Source organism: Ruegeria sp. F5, from assembly GCF_056533845.1.
On record NZ_JBQFOU010000001.1, the window covers coordinates 25,790 to 44,107 of the forward strand.

16 protein-coding genes are annotated in these 18,318 nt (G+C 59.4%); 4 read left to right on the plus strand and 12 right to left on the minus strand.

The annotated features are described in order from the left end of the window. Nucleotides 1-13: 13 nt before the first annotated feature. From ACR0K1_RS00115 to ACR0K1_RS00135, 5 genes are all read right to left on the minus strand, one after another. The gene (locus tag ACR0K1_RS00115; protein ID WP_480847951.1) at nt 14-1,714 is read right to left on the minus strand and encodes a Na/Pi cotransporter family protein; all 1,701 of its coding nucleotides are present in this window, start codon (nt 1,712-1,714) and stop codon (nt 14-16) included. 67 nt (nt 1,715-1,781) lie between these two features. Continuing rightward, nucleotides 1,782-3,134 (minus strand): (R)-1-hydroxy-2-aminoethylphosphonate ammonia-lyase, encoded by a 1,353-nt coding sequence (gene pbfA / locus ACR0K1_RS00120; RefSeq protein WP_480847953.1) that lies wholly within the window; start codon nt 3,132-3,134, stop codon nt 1,782-1,784. Between the two features lie 107 nt (nt 3,135-3,241). Further along, the gene (gene phnY / locus ACR0K1_RS00125; protein WP_480847955.1) at nt 3,242-4,705 is read right to left on the minus strand and encodes a phosphonoacetaldehyde dehydrogenase; all 1,464 of its coding nucleotides are present in this window, start codon (nt 4,703-4,705) and stop codon (nt 3,242-3,244) included. A 3-nt stretch (nt 4,706-4,708) separates the two neighbouring features. Next, nucleotides 4,709-5,953 (minus strand): phosphonoacetate hydrolase, encoded by a 1,245-nt coding sequence (gene phnA, locus ACR0K1_RS00130; RefSeq protein WP_480611770.1) that lies wholly within the window; start codon nt 5,951-5,953, stop codon nt 4,709-4,711. A 20-nt stretch (nt 5,954-5,973) separates the two neighbouring features. Next, entirely contained in the window at nt 5,974-7,161 is a 1,188-nt protein-coding gene (locus tag ACR0K1_RS00135; protein ID WP_480847958.1) for a 2-aminoethylphosphonate--pyruvate transaminase, read from the minus strand. Between the two features lie 121 nt (nt 7,162-7,282). Between ACR0K1_RS00135 and ACR0K1_RS00140 the strand changes: the two genes are divergently transcribed. Further along, nucleotides 7,283-8,170, plus strand: a complete 888-nt coding sequence (locus ACR0K1_RS00140; protein ID WP_480847960.1) for a LysR substrate-binding domain-containing protein — start codon at nt 7,283-7,285, stop codon at nt 8,168-8,170. A gap of 30 nt (nt 8,171-8,200) precedes the next feature. On the opposite strand, the gene ACR0K1_RS00145 is transcribed toward ACR0K1_RS00140, so the two are convergent. From ACR0K1_RS00145 to ACR0K1_RS00170, 6 genes are all read right to left on the minus strand, one after another. Then, the gene (locus ACR0K1_RS00145) at nt 8,201-10,210 is read right to left on the minus strand and encodes a putative 2-aminoethylphosphonate ABC transporter permease subunit (RefSeq protein WP_480847962.1); all 2,010 of its coding nucleotides are present in this window, start codon (nt 10,208-10,210) and stop codon (nt 8,201-8,203) included. After that, nucleotides 10,210-11,340: a putative 2-aminoethylphosphonate ABC transporter ATP-binding protein gene (locus tag ACR0K1_RS00150; protein ID WP_480611765.1), complete on the minus strand. Its 1,131-nt coding sequence runs from the start codon at nt 11,338-11,340 to the stop codon at nt 10,210-10,212. Before ACR0K1_RS00150 ends, ACR0K1_RS00145 begins: the two co-directional genes overlap by 1 nt. 136 nt (nt 11,341-11,476) lie before the next feature. Continuing rightward, the gene (locus tag ACR0K1_RS00155; protein WP_480611764.1) at nt 11,477-12,499 is read right to left on the minus strand and encodes a putative 2-aminoethylphosphonate ABC transporter substrate-binding protein; all 1,023 of its coding nucleotides are present in this window, start codon (nt 12,497-12,499) and stop codon (nt 11,477-11,479) included. A 327-nt stretch (nt 12,500-12,826) separates the two neighbouring features. Beyond that, entirely contained in the window at nt 12,827-13,717 is an 891-nt protein-coding gene (locus tag ACR0K1_RS00160) for a haloalkane dehalogenase (protein WP_480611763.1), read from the minus strand. Continuing rightward, on the minus strand, nt 13,714-14,130 hold the full coding sequence (locus tag ACR0K1_RS00165; protein ID WP_480611761.1) for a GFA family protein: 417 nt from the start codon (nt 14,128-14,130) through the stop codon (nt 13,714-13,716). The genes ACR0K1_RS00160 and ACR0K1_RS00165 overlap by 4 nt, the downstream gene beginning before the upstream one ends. Nucleotides 14,131-14,143: 13 nt before the next feature. Next, nucleotides 14,144-14,521: a hypothetical protein gene (locus ACR0K1_RS00170; protein ID WP_480847966.1), complete on the minus strand. Its 378-nt coding sequence runs from the start codon at nt 14,519-14,521 to the stop codon at nt 14,144-14,146. A 118-nt stretch (nt 14,522-14,639) separates the two neighbouring features. On the opposite strand from ACR0K1_RS00170, the gene ACR0K1_RS00175 reads away from it, so the two are divergent. Next, nucleotides 14,640-15,242, plus strand: coding sequence for a TetR/AcrR family transcriptional regulator (locus ACR0K1_RS00175; RefSeq protein WP_480611759.1), 603 nt, complete (start codon nt 14,640-14,642; stop codon nt 15,240-15,242). Nucleotides 15,243-15,246: 4 nt separating this feature from the next. Here ACR0K1_RS00175 and ACR0K1_RS00180 read toward each other — a convergent pair whose 3' ends face one another. Further along, the gene (locus tag ACR0K1_RS00180) at nt 15,247-15,885 is read right to left on the minus strand and encodes a TetR/AcrR family transcriptional regulator (protein WP_480847968.1); all 639 of its coding nucleotides are present in this window, start codon (nt 15,883-15,885) and stop codon (nt 15,247-15,249) included. A 270-nt stretch (nt 15,886-16,155) separates the two neighbouring features. On the opposite strand from ACR0K1_RS00180, the gene ACR0K1_RS00185 reads away from it, so the two are divergent. Together ACR0K1_RS00185 and ACR0K1_RS00190 are read left to right on the plus strand one after the other, a co-directional pair. Next, nucleotides 16,156-17,262 (plus strand): sugar ABC transporter substrate-binding protein, encoded by a 1,107-nt coding sequence (locus ACR0K1_RS00185; protein ID WP_480611756.1) that lies wholly within the window; start codon nt 16,156-16,158, stop codon nt 17,260-17,262. Nucleotides 17,263-17,352: 90 nt separating this feature from the next. Then, a complete protein-coding gene (locus tag ACR0K1_RS00190; RefSeq protein ID WP_480847971.1) occupies nt 17,353-18,318 on the plus strand; it encodes an ABC transporter permease in 966 nt (321 codons plus the stop codon).

An 18,318-nucleotide genomic window follows, 5' to 3' on the forward strand; every position in this document is an offset into this window, starting at 1 on the left:
AGCATTGAAGCTTCTAACTGTTTTCGTGAGGTTTCAAAGCCGCCTCGTTTTTGTCTGCGACCTCTTTGATCAAACGCGTTTCCAGTAGCTGCCCGTTCCGGTAGAGGACCGGATAGGCAATGGACGCGATATGGCCGTTGAATTCGCGGAAAGCGCGCAGGGTTTCCAGATGGAAATCGCTGGTCTCGAAGCTTTCCGTGGTTCCGTGCTGCAACCGGCGCAGGTGGCGTTTTCGGCTGTCTCGCTCGACGCGCTTGATCTCGGTCTTTTCCAGGCTAAGCAGACGCGCACTTTCCAGATCGTCTGAAACCAGCACGTTCGAAGCCAGCTTCATGTTGGTCAGGATGTCCTCGTGCATCCGGACAAGCTCGGACCAGCCTTCCTTGGAAAACTTCGCCTGTTTCGCGCGCACGTCGCTTGCCAGCACGGTCAGGCGTTTGGCCACGACATCGCCGGCGGTTTCCAGGCGGATGGCAAATTCCAGCAGATCCCGCGCCGATTTTGCGTCTTCCTTTTCATAAAGACCCGGCGGTATCGCCGCGACGAAGGCGCGAATTTCGGACAGGCATTGGTTGACTTCCTCGTCGATGGCCCGGACGGCCCGGATCTCGTCTTTGCTGCCGTTTCGGTAGAGATCGAGTATGGGCCGGAACATGGTTTCGACCAGATCGCTCATCCGAAGCAATTCCCGCTTGAGGCTGGACAGGGCCTGACTGGGGCTTTCGATGCTGATGTTGTCCAAAGCGCTGACGGGGCGTGTTGTCAGGGTGTCCTGCGCCGTCTTCTGTTCGGGAACCAGTTTTTCGAATAGCTGCGTCAGGCGGCCGCAAAACGGCAGCGCCAGAACCAGCAGCAGGAAGTTGAAGGCCAGATGCACATTGACCAGCATCTGACCGCCTTGCGGCACCCCCAGCAACCCGTTCCGCAACGCCAGATTGGCGGCGAACAAGGCCACCACGGCCCAGCTGCCCCGAAGCGCCAGATTGGCATAGGTCAGCCGGCGCGCGGCGACGGGCAAATCCCGGGTCAGCCAAACGGGGATGAAAGCCGAGCCGAAATTTGCGCCAAACACCAGTGACATCCCGGCGGCAAACGGGATCGCGCCGATCTGCACAAGCGTCACGCACATCAGAATGGCGGCGACAGATGAGTGCATGACAAAGGCCAACGCCCAGCCGACAAGGAAAGCGGTGACATAGTCGCGCGCCAGGTAATCGGCGACGGCGGGCAGGAAGGCGCTGCTTTGAATGGGGACCATCGCCTCGCGCAGGAACCGAAGCGAGATCAGGATGAACGCCACGCCCATCAGGATACGCCCCAATTGTCGGGACTTTTTGCTTTCGGTTTTGACAAACAGATAGCCGCCGACCGCTAGCAGCATCGGAACCAGCCAGTCCAATTTGAAGGACAGGACCTGAATGATCAGCGCCGAGCCCAGATCGCCGCCCAGTATCATCGCCAGCCCGGTCGAAAAACCGAGCATGCCGCTGGCAGCAAACCCCGATGTCAGCAAAGCGACCGCTGCCGAGCTTTGCAGCACCACCGCCATCATCAGCCCCACCAGCGAGGCCTGCGTAAAGCTGCGCTGTCGTGTCATGACCCGCTGGAAAGACGCACCGTAACTGCGCTCAATCCCGGTGCGAACCATACGCACCGCATAAAGCAACAGCATCGTCGCCCCGGCAAGGCTGATCAGAAAGGTGACTATCGCCATGCTGTGCCTCCTCCTCGGGTTTCAGGAAGAGTGCGTTTTGGCGAAACTTCTGGCGTTAGTGGTGCGATCAAATCTCTTCCTTGATGGCTGCAATGACGATGTCGAGGGCGCGGTCCAGATCTTCGCGCGTGATTGTCAGCGGCGGCGACAGGGTCAGCACGCAACCCTGACTGATCTTGAAGCTGAGCCCGGCGTGCAGACAGGCATAGTAAATCCGCTCGGCGCGGGCGTTGCCGGGCGTTTTGTCGGCGCGGTCGTCCACGATTTCGACCCCGAACATCAGACCGCGGCCCCGAATGTCGCCGACGATCGGAACGGTCTGAAGCGCGTCCATCAGGCGGGCCATCGCATGTCTGCCCAACTCCTCCGAGCGGTGGACCAGCCCCTCATCCTCGATGATCTGCAGCGTGGTCAGCGCGGCGCGAGCGGTTACCGGGTTCTTTTCATGCGTGTAATGCCCAATGGCGAAATCGCCGCACACGTCCAGTTGCTTGCGGGCAATGCAGGCAGCGATGGGCAGAATGCCTCCGCCAAGAGATTTTCCCAGGGTCACGATGTCGGGGATGATTTCGTCATGTTCAAAGGCAAACATCTTGCCGGTTTTGCCCAGACCCGTTGGAATCTCGTCCATGATCAAAAGCGCGCCGTGCCGGTTGCAGGCCTCGCGTACATGTTTCCAGTAGCCGGGCGGCGGTACGTAGGGCACGGCGCGCATCGGCTCGGCGATGACGGCAGCGATGTCGCCCTCGCGCTCGAGCACATAGTCGACTATTTTCGCGCAGGCCAGACCGCAGGTTTCCGGCCCGGCGTGATTATACGGGCAGCGATAGCAGGCAAACGGGGCCACGTGTTCGGCGCCGGGCAGCAGGGGCCCGGCAATGTGACTGCGAAACGTGGCCTCGCCCCCGACACTTGCGGCCCCAAATCCCGCGCCGTGGAAGGCATCCCAGAAACTGATGGTCTTGAACCGCCCGGTCGCCGCGCGGGCGATTTTCAGGGCAACCTCGTTGGCGTCCGAGCCGCCGGTGGTGAACAGGGTTTTGCCAAGGTCTCCGGGCGCGATCTCGGCCAGTTTTTCGGCCAGCTCGACTGCCGGGTCATTGGTGAAGCGGCGCGGTGCGAAAGGAAGATCATCCAGCTGCGCCTTGATGGCGGCAACCAGCCGGGGATGGCCGTACCCGATATGGTGGACCGAGTTGCCATGGAAATCCATGTAGCGCCGCCCGTCCTTGTCCTCGATCCAGATGCCTTCGGCTTTTGCGATTGTGCTGACGCAGGGCGAGGACAGCGATTGATGCAGAAAGACATCTGCGTCGCGTTTCAGCAGTGGTGCGGATTTCGGCCCAATGGATGTGTTCAGCCACGTCTTTCGTGCCTCTGAAGTGTTGGATTCCCCTTCGGTGTGCACGATTTGCGACATGGCTCTCTCTCAATTCTGCCCGACAGAAACGGCGGGCGTTTGATGGCCCGCTGTTCCCGCAGAGGGGGTGTTTGATGCCCCGCCCGCCACCGGGCAGGGCAAGGCTGTTAGCCGGGCCAGGGCAAAGAATAGGTTTTCACGTTGGTGAAGAACTTCATCGCCTCGATGACGCCTTCCTTGACGCCGTTGCCCGAGTCCTTGATGCCGCCGAAGGGGGACATCTCAATCCGGTAGCCGGGTTGTTCCCAGATGTTGCAGGTGCCCACATTCAGCCCGTTGATATAGGCAATCGCGCGGTTCAGATCGTTGGTGCAGACGCCCGAGGACAGGCCGAATTCCGTTCCGTTCGAGATGGCCATCACCTCATCGTCATTGTCCGGCACGCGGACAATGGGGATGATGGGGCCGAAGGTTTCCTCCATCACCAGCTCGCTGCCATGGGGCACCTTGTCCACCACGATGGGCGGCAGCAACGCGCCCTGACGACCGGGGTGGTAGAGGATTTCTGCGCCCTCTTTCTCGGCCATGTAAACGCGGTTCTCGAAAAGCTCGGCCGCCTTGTCGTGGATGACACAGCCCAGTTCCGTTTCGGGGTCTTGCGGGTCGCCGAACTTGATCTTCCTGGCCTTCTCCAGCACAAGCGGCACAAACTTGTCGGCCACGCTGTCCTGCACAAGAATGCGTTTGATCGCGGTGCAGCGCTGGCCCGAGTTGCCGGTGGCGCCCGCCACGGCAATGGTCGCGGCCTTGTCCAGATCGGCATCGGAAAGATCGTTCAGAACGATCAGCGGGTCATTGCCGCCCAGTTCCAGCGCCTGACGTTTATAGACCGCCTTGGCCGCGATCATCTTGCCCACCGGAACACCGCCGGTGAAGGTGATGATGTCGATATTATCATTGACGACCATCTCATCGCCAATGTCCTGCGGCCAGCCGGTGACCACCTGGAACATCTCGGGCGGCAGGCCCGCGTCATAGAGGATATCGGCCAGCGTCAGCGCCGTCAGCGGCGTCAGTTCCGTCGGCTTGCACACCATGCAGTTGTTGGTGGCAATCGATGGCGCGATCTTGTGGCTGACCATGTTCAGCGGGTGATTGAAGGGCGTGATCGCGCTGATTGCATTCACCGGCTCACGCGTGGTGAAGATCTTGCGGTCCTTGCCATTATGGGTCAGGTCGCAGGAAAAAATCTCACCATCATCTTTCAGCGCCTCGGCAGCCGCGAACTGATAGACATCCTGCGCGCGCTTGGTCTCGTAAATCGCGTGCTGGTGGCAGATGCCCAGTTCCAGCACCAGCCATTTGGCGAGGTATTCGCGGCGCTCGCCAATCAGCTCTCCAGCGCGCTGCAGGATCTGACTGCGTTCGTAGCGGGTCAGCTTGGGCGTGTAATTCGCCGCAATCTCAAAGGCTTTACGGGCATGCTCGGCCTTGCCCGCCGGAACGTGACCGACAACCTCGTTGGTATAGGGGTAGAGCACCGGCACGGTTTCGTCGGTAAAGACGATTTCGCCACCGATGCGCATCCCTTCGTTTCTGATTTCGGATTTTGTCATAACCTGATCTTTCATGACTTACTGTGCCGCCGCTGTTGTGGCGTAGAAGAACGCGTCAAAATTGCGCAGATCGGGCGCGTTGCCCAGATCAACGACCCGGTTGACGATGAAAGGCACCTCTTGCTCGGTCAAGCCGCCATGGCTGCGCAGCGGCTCTTTCAGGGCGGCCAGATCGTGACGGTCCGCCGAGGTGCCGATGGTCATGTTCTCGCCCGAGATCATTACGATATCGCCGATGCGGTCTGCCGGCAGTTCAAAACGTTTGATTGCCTCTTCCTTGTCCACAACAAGGATCAACTCGTCGCGGGCGTCCAGCTTTGCCATGATGTCAGCCGTGTCTGCACCTTCGGGAAGATAGGCGGTGGCAAAAGCACCAAGCGCGCCGTGGTGGACCACGTAAGGATCAGTAATCGGCAGGATCACGCGGGCCTGACCTTCGCCCAGCCATTCGTCCATCAGGTCCTGCGCGTAGATCACGTTGGGCGCGCCTTCGGCATTGTGCTTGGGCTTCATGCCGTGATCGGCGGTAACGACGATGGCCGCGCCCAGCTCATCCAGTTGTGCCAGATACCTGTCGAACATGGCGTAGAAATCCAGCGCGCCCTGCTGTTCGGGCGCGAATTTGTGCTGGATGTAGTCGGTGGTAGACAGGTACATGATGTCGGGCTTGAATTCTTTCAGCAGCTTGACGCCCGCGGCAAAGACGAATTCAGACAGGTCCGCCGAATAGACCTCGGGCACCGGCATGCCCAGCCATTCGCTGGCATTGTCGATGCCGTGTACTGCCTTGGTGGTTTCGCCCGAACGTTCCGAGGAAAACGCCACCGCGCGATCTTCGTCGAATTTCAGGCCCGCGCCCAGCAGCGCGCGCAGCTTGTCCTTGGCGGTGACCATGGCAACGCGATACCCTGCCTCGTAGAATTGCGAGAAGATGGTCGGCGCGCGCAGGAAGCGCACATCGTTCATCATCACCTCTTCGCCGCTGTCGGGGTCGATCAGATAGTTGCCGCAGATGCCATGCACAATTGGCGGGCGGCCGGTGGCAATCGACAGGTTGTTGGGGTTGGTGAAGCTGGGGATCACCGAATGCGCCAGACGGTCGGTGCCGGTTTCGCGGATGCGCTTGAGCGTCGGCATCAGGCCCTTGGCGATCGCCACGTGCAGATACTCGGGCTCGCAGCCGTCCAGACAGATGGCGATGGCCGGGACCTTTGGCGCGGGATACACACGCTCATTTGCGGTCACAGGGGTGTGGATGGTCATTTGCGGATGTCCTTTATCTCTTATGCGGCCAGTTTGGCGCGTTCTTGCAGGGCCTGTACCGGAGGCGTCGCGCTAGCGACCCCCATCTCGGCCAGGCTGTCTTTTGCGGCGGCCACGACCTGCCGCATCACATGTTCATCCATCTGCCCGATGCAGCCGACGCGGAAACTGTCCACAACCGTCAGCTTGCCCGGGTAGATGATAAAGCCCTTGTCCTTCATCAGATCATAGAAGCGGTCAAAGACGAAGTTTTCGTCCGCAGGGCAGAAAAACGTCACGATGATCGGGCTCAGCCAGCGGTTCTGCAGCAGCGTCTCGAAGCCCAGTTCGCGCATGCCGGCAACCATCACATCGCGGTTGCGGGTATAGCGTGTGCCGCGCCCTGCGACGCCGCCTTCGGCCTCATGCGCGTGCAGCGCCTCGAGGAAGGCCGCAACCACATGGGTCGGCGGGGTGAACCGCCATTGGCCGGTCTTTTCCATATGCGCCCATTGCGCATGCACGTCCAGAGACAGCGAGTGGCTGTTGCCTTTGGCCGCCTCCAGCTCATCCCTGCGGGCGATGATGAAGCCAAAGCCCGGTACGCCCTCGATGCATTTATTGGTCGAGGACACCATCGCCTCATACCGTACGTCCGAGGGCTTGAGTTCAATCGCGCCAAAGGCCGACATCGAGTCGATCAGCAGTTTGCGCCCCGCCGCATAGACGGCTTCCGAGATTTCTTCGACCGGGTTCAGAATGCCCGAGGACGTCTCGCAATGGATCGCAACCACATGGGTAATCGCGGGGTCCTGCGCCAGAATTGTGGCCACTTCACTGCCGCGCGGCGGCAGGTAATCGCCCTTGTCCAGCACCACATGATCGCGCGCAAGATATTCCAGCGTCTGTGCTGAGCGCTGACCATAGGCCCCGTTCGCCAGCACCAGTGCCTTGCCATCCCGTGGAATGAACGAGGCCAGCATCGCTTCGACCGCGAAGGTGCCGGACCCTTGCATCGGCACGCAGTCAAAGGCATCGGCGCCATCGCCCAGCAGCGCCAGCAACCGGCTACGCATCTCGCGCGTCATCGCGCGGAAATCACCATCCCAGCTGCCCCAATCCCGCAGCATTGCCTGCTTCACCGCATAAGAGGTGGTCAATGGCCCCGGCGTCAGCAGATAGGCCTCGCCCAGTTTCGGGGGCTCTAAAGCCGTGTCGCGTTGGGTCATAACAAAGGCTCCTGAACTGCGTCTCGAGATTACAATTGCAGCAATGAATTCCATATGTGAAATTGTAAAAATCAATCTAGTAATAGGCGCAGCTTATGCATGGAATTTGGGGAAGTCTGCGATGCGGCACAGCCAGTTAAAGGCCTTTCACTATGTCGCCAAATATGGCGGGTTTTCGCGCGCGGCCGAGGCGCTTTTCCTGACCCAGCCTGCCATATCGGAACAGGTCCGCAAGCTTGAACAGGATCATGACCTGCTGCTGTTTCTGCGCGAACGCAAACGCGTGCACCTGACCCCGGAGGGGGAACAGCTTTTTCGCTTCACGAAACAGTATTTCGAGATCGAGGATCAGATCGAGGATTACCTGTCCGAAACAAAGGCGGTGATCGATGGCGAGTTGCGGATCATCGCCGATTCCGCCCAACACCTGACCCGGTTTCTTGGCCCGTTCCGGGAAAAACATCCCGATGCCCGGATCTCGGTTCGGTCCGGCAATACCGAGGAGATTCTTGAAGAACTCAGGTCCTATAATGCCGAGATCGGAGTGGTCGGCAGTTTAACGCCCGGCAAGGATATGAGTATTCTGAACCTTGGATCGACCGAGATCGTGGCGTTTGCCGCCCGGGACCTCTTGTTGGCTTCGCAATCCTCTCTTTCGCTTCAGGAACTGGCCGAGTTACCGCTGATTTTCCGGGAACAGGGGTCGAAAACGCGTCAGAAACTGGAAGACAAGGCCAAGAGGAACGGCGTTGTTCTGAGACCCGCAATTGTTGCCGAAGGGCGGGAAGCGGTTCGAGAACTGGTGGCCTCGGGCGCAGGTATCGGCTTTGTTTCGCAGGCGGAATACAGCCATGATGACCGTCTCAGGCAAATCCGGTTGAAGGATGTCCATTTGCATATGGACGAAAGTCTTGTCGCCCTGTCTCAGCGCCGGGAAGTGAAGATCATCCGGGCCTTCATCGAGTTTGCGCGGCAGGTTTTGGAATCCAAGGAAGCTCCCGCCGCGTGACTGCGGCAGGGGTTCCATCCCCTTCACCGGTCAGCGGTTCCGCCAGGCCTGAGTGCGGCGCAGAACGCCCTTGGACGCGATCATGTGCAGAATGCGGGCTGCCGCATTGGTGTAGAAGATCATCATTCCCATCGCCGCCGCCGGGGCAATATCGCCAGCGTCATCCATGTTCAGCACCGCAATCGAGGCCAGTGTGGTTTTCGGCGAATACAGGAACACCACCGCCGACACCGTCGTCATCGCGTTGACGAACAGGTAGATCGAAATGTCCAGGATCGCGGGCATGCAGACCGGCACGGTCACCCGTGCAAACAGCTTCATGGTGGGTTGCTTGAGCGAGGCGGAGACGGATTCAAACTCGGTATCCATCTGCTTGAGCGCGGTCACAGCAGTCAGATGAGACACCGTGTAGAAGTGAGTCACGGTGCAGATCACCAGAATGGCCATCGTGCCATAGATCGCGTTCAGCGGGTTGGCCGGGTTGTTGAAGAAGAAGATATAGGCCAGACCCAGCACCATTCCGGGGATTGCCATCGGCAGCATGGCGAACATCTGGAACAAAGCGCGCCCGGTTTTGAACCCGTTGGATTTTTCGACCAGATAGGCCCCGAAGAACACGACGGCCGTTCCGATCACCGCTGTCAGCAGCGCCAGTTTGATCGAGTTGAAATACGACCCCCAGCCGCCACCATCCATCTTGTCGAACTGGTAGTTGTTCAGGCTCAGGCTCAGGTCATAGGGCCAGAACTTGATCAGCGCGGCGAATTGGCAGACCGCCAGCAGGCCCACGATGAACAGCGCCACCATGCAGCAATAGATCAGCATGATCCGGTCGGTTTTCGGGTTCGGGTTCGGCTGATAGGGGACCGAGCGCGCCGACAGCAGGGCCACCTGTTTCGACTGCACCAGCCGGTCGATTGCAAAGGCCAGGATCGCCGGGACCACCAGAACGACCGAGACCACGGCCCCCATTTCAAAGTTCTGCTGGCCGATCACCTGTTTGTAGATATCTACCGCCAGAACGTTGAACTGCCCTCCGATCACCTTGGGCAGGCCGAAATCGGTGATCACCAGGTTGAACACCACAAACGCCGCCGAGATCAGACCATAGCGCGCGCCCGGAATCGTCACCGTCCAGAAGGTGCGCCAGGGGGTCGACCGCAGGCTCGAGGCGGCCTCGTACAATCGCGCGTCCGAGATCGCCAGGGCCGTCGAGATGATCAGGAAGGCATGCGGGAAGGTAAAGAAGACCGAACCGATGACGATGCCGATGGGGCCATAGATACTTGCCCCGAACAGCAGCTCTTTCAGCATGCCCTGATTGCCGAACAGGTAGACCAGCGCGATACCGGGCAAGAGCGACGGCACAAGGATCGGGGCCATGGCGATCAGCCGGAACACGCCTTTGAAGCGCATGCAACTGCGGTTCAGCGCATAGGCGAACCAGAAGGCCAGCGTGACCGTGACAACGGTACTGACGACCGCAATCCACAGCGAGTTCTTGATCGAGTTGAACAGCGCCGGGGTAGAGAAATAGCTGACGAAATTGTCCACGCCGGTCGATTTCACCGGCCGCAGTTGAACGCGGCGGAAAGTGTTGGAATCCAGCTCGACCCAATCGGTGCCCTTTTGCAGGGTCGATCCGATCAGGAATCGGCCATCCGGAACCGTGTTCCGGATCTGGTACATCACCGGGCTGCGGAAGCTGAAATCGGGAAAGAAGGGCGTGACGGACAACCGCCCGTCAGAGCCGGTCGAAAGTTCCTGATCACTATAGGCCCCGGTTTCGGCGTTCAGTTGCGCCCCGTTCAGGATGGTGCCGCTAAAGACGCCGTTTTCGTCGCTGACCTGAAACTCGTATTGCGACAGGTCCATGCGGTAGGTCGAGAACGATTTGGACAGCATCGCCCAAAGCGGAAAGGCCAGGGTTACGACCAGATACAGCGCGATGACCATCATGCCGCCGCGCATGATGAGGTCATCGCGGCTCAGCTTTCCCTTGATCACCGGGCCAGCGGGCAGAGAGGTTGTGTCGGTCATCAGCCTTCCCCCGCCGGTGAGAAGGCCATCAGCCTGTTGCGCGGCAGTTCGATCATCATCTGCCCGCCTTCCTCAAGCCCGAGGCGGCGCACTGCGTTGATCGAGAAATCGGCAATCAGCGCTTCGTCGCCGAAGGTTTTGTGCGACAGACGGCAGCGCCAGAACGAGCCCAGAAACTCCATTTCCGTGATCAGCACTTCGAACGCGTTTTCCGGTGTGGTGATGACATCCGGCGCGTCGGGCGACGGGGCGCCTTCGCCATGCGGGATGACGTCTTCGGGGCGGATTGCTGCGACGATGCGGTTGCTTTTTTGGTGGTCATGCGCCCTGCATTTCAGGACCGAGCCGCCCAGTTCCAGCCTCTCGGCATCGCCTGCGACGGCGGGCAACTGGTTCATTTCGCCGATGAAATCGGCCACGAACAGGTTCGCCGGGTGGCGGTAAATCTGTGTGGGTGTCCCCACCTGCTCGATCACGCCATGGTTCATCACCACGATCCGGTCGGCCATGGCCAGCGCCTCTTCCTGATCATGTGTCACCATGACGGTGGTCACGCCCAGTTTGCGCTGCAGCTCTTTGATCTCATGCCGCAAATGCACCCGCACCTTGGCATCCAGCGCCGAGAGCGGCTCGTCCAGCAACAAAAGGCCGGGACTGGTGGCAATCGCGCGCGCCAGGGCGATCCTTTGCTGCTGACCACCCGACAGCTGGGCGGGGTATTTGCGGCCCTGATCCGGCAAGCCGACCAGATCAAGCAGTTCGGCGACCCGCACCGCAATCTCGGATTTGCTGCGGCCGGTGTTTTCAAGCCCGAAGGCGATGTTCTTTTCAATCGTCAGGTTCGGAAACAGCGCATAGGACTGGAACACGATCCCGAAATCACGTTCGGACGGGGGCAGGTTCGAGACATCCTTGCCATCCTGCATGACCGTGCCCTTGGTCTGCAGGTCCAGCCCGGCAATCGCGCGCAGCAGCGTGGTCTTGCCGCAGCCCGACGGGCCCAGAAAACAGATGAATTCGCCTTCGTTGATGTCCAGCGAAATGTCCCGGAGCGCGAGAAAATCACCAAAAGCTTTCCACAGGTTCTGGATGCTCAGATAGAGATCACCGGGAGAGGTTTTCTTTAGCACTGGGAGTTGTCCTTGAGCTTTGCGCAGCAGCCATACCAAAAGACTGGCCAGAATGTCGCCGCACCGGTCACATGCGATGTGAGAGAGATGTTATCCAAAGGCCGGAGGGGCGGTAAGCCCCTCCTATGTGAGTGGTTTACTCTTTGGGTTCGGATTTGCCGTCGTAACGCGACTGCCATTCCTTCAGGATGGCGGCACGGTTATTGGCAGCAAATTCGAAATCATTTTCGATCATAGCGTCCAGCAGACCGTCGGGGAAATGCTCGACCGGTTTGGCAACACCCGGCATCGCGACAACGGCGTACCCGGTGTTGTACATCTCGTTGGCTTCCTTGGTTACCGAGAAATCAACCAGCTTCTGCGCGGCTTCCAGATTGGCTGTGCCCGCGACAATCGCGGTTGCCTCCATGTCCCAACCCACGCCTTCGCTGGGCACGATGATTTCCAGAGGTGCACCAGCAGCCTTGGACTTGGCACCACGGAAGGCAAACGAGATACCGATCGGAATTTCACCGGCAGCGGCCAGCTTGCAGGGCTTGGAGCCCGAATGGGTATAGCGCGCGATATTGTTGTGCAGCGCGTCCATATATTCCCAGCCGCCGTCTTCACCGAACATCTGCAGCCAACTGGACACGTCCAGGAAGCCTGTGCCCGACGAGTTCGGGTTCGGCATGATGACCTGACCTTTGTACTGCGCGTCGGTCAGGTCTTTCCACGAGGTCGGCGGGGTCAGACCGGCCTTTTCAGCCTCGACCGTATTATAGCACACCGACGCCACCCAGGCGTCCATGCCAACCCAGCTGGGCACGTCGCCGTCATCAACAAATTTGGGGTCCAGCTTGTCAACGCCAACCGGCGCGTAGGGCTCGAGCATGTCTTCGGATTTCAGCAGCAGCAGCGAGGTCGCGGCCAGACCCCAGACCACATCGGCCTGCGGATTGTCGCGCTCAGCCAGCAGTTTGGCGGTGATGATGCCGGTGGAATCGCGGACCCAGTTGATCTTGATGTCCGGGTGCGAGGCGTTGAATTGTTCGGCGTAGCGGGCCAGGTCTTCAGCTTCGACCGCAGTGTAAACAGTCAGCTCGGTTTCGGCGGCGGCTGCGGTGGCCAACAGGACTCCGGCAACGATTGCAGCAAACTTGGATGTGGCGTTTTTCATGTTTTCCTCTGTTGGTTTTATTGTGACGCTGACGCCTTTCTTTCGCGGCGTTTCTGGTTTGAAGGTTGTATGAAAGCAGTCTGACAGGTTTGTGAGTTAAGAAAAATCGTTTCTACCTTCCATATCATAGGCAAAACTTATGAAGTTCCGGGGGTGAGGCAGAGGCGAAAAAGCACCGACTTGATCGCCAGATTTTCATTGCTGGCGACTTACATTTCAATTCACTTGGCCGCGCAGATTTTTAGAGCCCTAACGCCAGCGCCGGGCTCTTACAGAGTTCTCTTGATAACCGTGTTTCACCGAAATCGCTTGATCCGGCGGGAAGGTTCACATTGGCATCAAGCGCAGCCACTCTTCCAGTTTTTCTCCGATCAGATGCGGATTGTCTTCCTGAAGAAAATGAATGCCCTTGCCGATATCCACCACTTCGAGATTGCGGATGGTCTGGCGGCACCATGCAACCTCCTTTGGGCCAATGGTTCCTCCGGGCGTGGCGTGAAACATCAGCATCGGGGTTTCCGTTTCACCCAGCCAGCGGCTGTAGGCGCTGACGATCTGATGTACGTCAGATGGCGTGCCATCGATCGGAATTTCGCAGGGCCAGACCCGAACCGGTTTGCGGCTGCGCGCGGTGGGGAAGGGGGCGCGGTACTGCGCCATCTCTTGCGGGATCAGGTCGCGCACGATGGCGCTTGGCAGGATTTTCTCGACGAACATGTTCAGGCCCGAAATCATCATCCATCCCAGACCCGGCGTCCGCATCATGCGAAACCCGACGCGGAAATCGGGCGGGAATCCGGCCCAGGACATCGGGCGAATGACGCCCTCCATGAACGCAATGCCACGTATGCTCTTGGGGTGCCGGTGAGCATAGTGAAACCCCAGTGCCGAGCCCCAGTCGTGGATGACCAGCGTGACATCCTTCAGCCCCAGCGCCTTGATGAACCCGTCCACGAAGGGGACGTGATCTACAAAGCGGTAGGGAATATCCGGCTTGTCCGATTTGCCCATGCCGATCAGATCCATCGCGATGGCGCGGCCCTGTCTGGCGGCATAGGGAATGATGTTGCGCCACAGGTAGGACGAGGTCGGATTGCCGTGCAGAAATAGAACCGGCGCGCCTTCGCCTTCGTCGACATAGTGGATGCGCTGTCCGTTCACCTCGACATATTTCGAGTCAAACGGGAAGTCGGGTGAAATCCCATGTTCGGTCGTCATTGAGCGGCCCTTTCTGCAGTGCAGGTCTTTTCGATCAAACCCAGCGCCTCATCATACCACGCGGGTCGGGACGCCCAGCCGGCAATCGCGGAGACGGGCCCGGATGGCGGGCGGGACAGGCTGCCGGCGGGGACGACAAGAAACTTTCCGTTCTGCGTTTCGAACGGCAGGGTCGTCCCGCAGGTGCGGCAAAACACCCGGCGGACCTGAGAATCGGGCACATCGAAGGATGTCAGCATGTCCTTGCCTTGCAGCCACTCGATCTGGTCGGGCGTGGTGAAGGCATTCGCAACATGGGCCGACCCCGAGGCCTTTTGGCAGAAGCTGCAATAGCAGAGTTTGAACGCAGCAATGTTGTCCTGCACGCGAAAGCGCACCGCGCCGCAGATGCATTGGCCGTTAATGTGGTCCATCGGAGTGCTCATGTCAGCCGCGATAAGCAAAATACGCGCGGACCGGGGCGGTAAAGGTCAGGCCCATGCTGATGATCGCGATGATAAAGCCGACAACCGCCGTCGCCGGGATCGAGACCAGAAAATCAACGGCAATCGCTGCGCGGATACCGATCATGTTGCGCTTGAGGATCGATGCGACGATGCAGGCAAACGTCACCATGTATCCCAGCATCGTATAAAGCATCAGGTTGGCGGCTTGCGGGCCGGCCAACTCTCCGACCTGCAGGCCGTAGAACCTGAAAGCGGTGAAGAAGCCAAAGGCCAGTAGGATTTTCAGCGCGTTCAGAATGAAGATCACGCGCAGGGTGACGGGCTTTGACGCCCCGGTTGTCGGGTCGATGGCGGTCATGTCAGGTCTCCGTTTCAGTTGGGGGCATGCAGCATTTGCTGCCGCGCGCCCGCAATGCTATCCATGTGGATAGGAATTAATAACTATCCACATGGATAGAAAAAGCAAGGAGAAATCTGTGGCGCGCAAACGCAAGACGGATCACGATAGTGCCGTGGCGGGTGCCTTGGACCTGTTTTGGCGAAGGGGATACCACGGTGCCAGCACGCGAGAACTGGAGCAGCAGACGGGACTGACACGGTTCACGCTGCAGACCACCTATGGCGGGAAAGAGAAGTTTTTCCTAAAGACATTGGACACTTATCTGGACAATGCCGAGGCCCGGCATTTTCCCGACCCCGACAGCTGTTCGCTGGATGATCTGGGCGATTGGATCAGGGGCATCGCCTCGGCAGAACGCATGCCAAGGATCGAGGATGCCGGTTGCCTTGCCTTCAACTCGATCAGTTCATTCGACCGCTCAGACCTCGAAGTCAACGCGCGAATCGAGCGTTACCTGACCGCGCTGGAAGGGCGGTTCGCGGCGATACTGAGCAGGGCCAAGGCAGACGGAACCATCCGGTCCGAGGTCGATCCCGCCGAGGCCGCAAAGGTGCTGATCGGCCTTTTGCTGGGCCTTCACACGATCATGAAAGCCCGGACCTCGGACCAGTTTCCGCAAAGCTACGCCGAGGCGGTGGCGGCGCTTATCGACGGGTGGAAGACCGGGCCCGCGGCGTGATAGGCTAGTCCTTGCGCACGATGCGCATGATGCTTTCGACGTTGAAGTTCAGGCGCTCGTCCAGGGCCTGCTTATCCATCATGTCGCGTTGAAACAGATAGGATCCTGTGAACCGGTTGGTCAGATAATAATACCCGATGGCGGCGATGGTAATGTTCAGCTGGGTCGCGTCAATGCCCGGACGGAACTCGCCGCTTTCCTCACCCCGTTTCAGAATGCCTTCAACCATCTCGACCAGCCCGCGGGTGGATTCGGGCAGGCTGGGCAAAGACTTGAGATGCCGGGCGCGGTGCAGGTTCTCGCTGTTGACCAGAGTGATGAACTCGGGGTTCTTCAGATAGTATTTCCACGTGAAACGAACCAGCGATTCCAGCGCTTCTGATGGCGACAGCGACTCGAGGTTCAGCTTGCGTTCGGCGCTTCGGATGTCGAGATAGGCGGCTTCCAGTACCGTGCGAAACAGCCCCTCTTTGCTGCCAAAATAGTGGTAAAGCATGCGCTTGTTCGCATTGGCGCGTTCGGCGATTTCATCCACGCGCGCGCCGCCGAGCCCGTGTTTCGCAAATTCCTTCTTGGCGGCATGCAGGATGCGCGCCTTGGTTGCTTCAGCATCTCTTTTCTTTTTGATCGTCTTTTCGACCACAGCCACCTCCTTTTTCGTGCAGCTGTCCGGGCGCAGCTCATCTGGTCAGAGCATTTCGCACATATGGCCGGGGTTCTTCAACACTTCCCTGCCAGCCGCCGTTTTCGACTGCCCCTGTCCCAGTCTTAACGCTTGACACATCGTTTCGTAAAGAAGTAACTAGTTAGTGCATTATGGGCGCACAGTACCGCAGTGCGGGATCGTCGCCGGGGAAGGGCCGATACGCGAACGCCTTTGATCCCATGTGCTGATGGAAAAAGGGAGGACGTCATGTCATTCATCAAGAAATACATCGAACAGGAGACGATAACCCGTCGTAACCTGCTGCTCGCCTCGGCCTATGGCGTCGGTGGCGTCGCGGTTTCGAGCATGCTGGGGGGAATGGCGCGCGCGGCGATCACGGACCCGACGGTTGCATGGTCATACCGCAACCGGACGAACCCGTACTGGAACGAAATCGTCTCGGGCGGTGAGGCGTTTGTCGAAAGCCTGGGTAAGCCCAAGGATTTCCTGACCCATCTGATCAACGAAGGCTCGTCCGAGAAGTCGCTGGCAGATGTCAAGGCGCTGCTGTCGAAGACCAATGGCGAACTGGCGCTGGCGATTGACACCAACGACGCGCCTAACGCGCGCCCGGTGGTGGAAAGCTGCGCCGAGGCGGGTGCCTATGTCTCGACCTTGTGGAACAAGACCGACGACCTGCATCCGTGGGATTTCGGCGATCACTATGTCAGCCACATGAGCTGGTCCGACGAAGGCCCGGCCGAGCAGACAGCGCGTATTCTGCTGGATGCCATGGGCGGCTCGGGTGGGGTTGTGCATCTGGGCGGTATCGCCTCGAACAACCCGGCCATCGAACGTCTGGCCGGTCTGAAGAACGCGCTGAAAGACTATCCGAATTGCGAGCTTCTGGCGGCCGAGCCTGCCGATTGGGACACCCAAAAGGCCAACCAGGTCATGAGCGCCTTCCTCACCCGCTACGGGGATGAGATCAAGGGCGTGCACTGTGCCAATGACACCATCGCTTATGGCGTGCTGGAAGCTCTTCGTGCCGAAGGGATAGAGGATATGCCCATCGTATCCTATGACGGCAACCCGCAGGCCGTTGAGCTGGTCGGCGAGGGCAAGATCCTGGCCACCGTCTTTACCAACCCGCATTGGGGCGGCGGCATCACTGCGGCACTGGCCTACTATGCGGCCACCGGCCATTTCAAACCTTCGGAAGAGCCCAACGAGCACCGCGAATTCTACGGCCCGACCATCATGGTCCGCCCGGAAGATGCGCAAGCCTTCAAGGCCGAGTATCTGGACAGCGTTCCAACCTATGACTGGAAGGATTTCTGGTCCACGTCGAACGGTCAGATCCAATACAAGTAAAGTGAACGCGGGCCGGTTTTCGGAACCGGCCCGCGCACCCGGGTCTGCGGCAGCCGCAACCCCGCCAATTCACTCAGTGGGAGGAAGCACGTGAGCAATGTGCTGACACGGGATGTGCTGATCAAATGGGCGCCCCTGATCGTCCTTTTGGTTCTGGTCCTGTTTTTCACAACGATGGAGCCCCGTTTCTTTTCGCTGCGCAATTTCGCGCGCATCGGGATTTCGTCAGCGCCGGCCCTGATGGTCGCGATCGGTGTGACCTTCATCATCATCATGGGGTCGATCGACCTGTCGATGGAAGGCACGGTGTCCGTCTGTGCGGTGGTGTTTGCCTTTGCCTTTATCGGCCTTGGGGGCACGCTGGCGTCCTGGGCGTGGCTGGCCATCCCGCTGGCCCTGCTGGTGGGGGCTGCAATCGGGCTGGTGAACGGGCTTGTGCATGTGTTGCTGAAAATCCCGTCCTTCATGGCCTCGCTGGCGATGGGGTTTGTGGGCACCGGATTTGCTTTGCTGCTGACCGGTGGCGACCGGATTCGGGTCGAAGACGATCTGTTCCGCGCGCTGCTGACCGAGCGCTGGTTCGGCTTTCCGATCATGTGTTACGTGGCGCTGTTGTTCCTGCTGATCGCCTGGTTCATCCAGTCGCGCACCACGCTGGGCCGTAACTTCTATGCCGTGGGTGGAGGCGAGGAACTGGCCCATGCCTCGGGCCTGAACGTCAACCGCGTGCGGATCATGGGGTTTGCTCTGGCGGGGGTGTTCTATGCTGTCGGCGCGCTGCTGGCGGTTGGGCGGATCGGGATTGCGGAAACCGCAACGGGGTCGAATTTCATGTTCGTGTCGATCACGTCAGTGGTGGTCGGCGGCACCGCGCTGTGGGGCGGGATCGGTGGTGTTTGGAACACGCTAATCGGGGTGCTGATCGTCAATGTCATCAACAACGGCATGGTTGTGATTGGGTTGCCCGGCTACGTGCAGGACGGCGTTCTGGGCGTGTTAGTTATTGCCGCGGTGGTTCTGTCGACCGACCGCAAATCCGTAACCTTCGTGAAATAG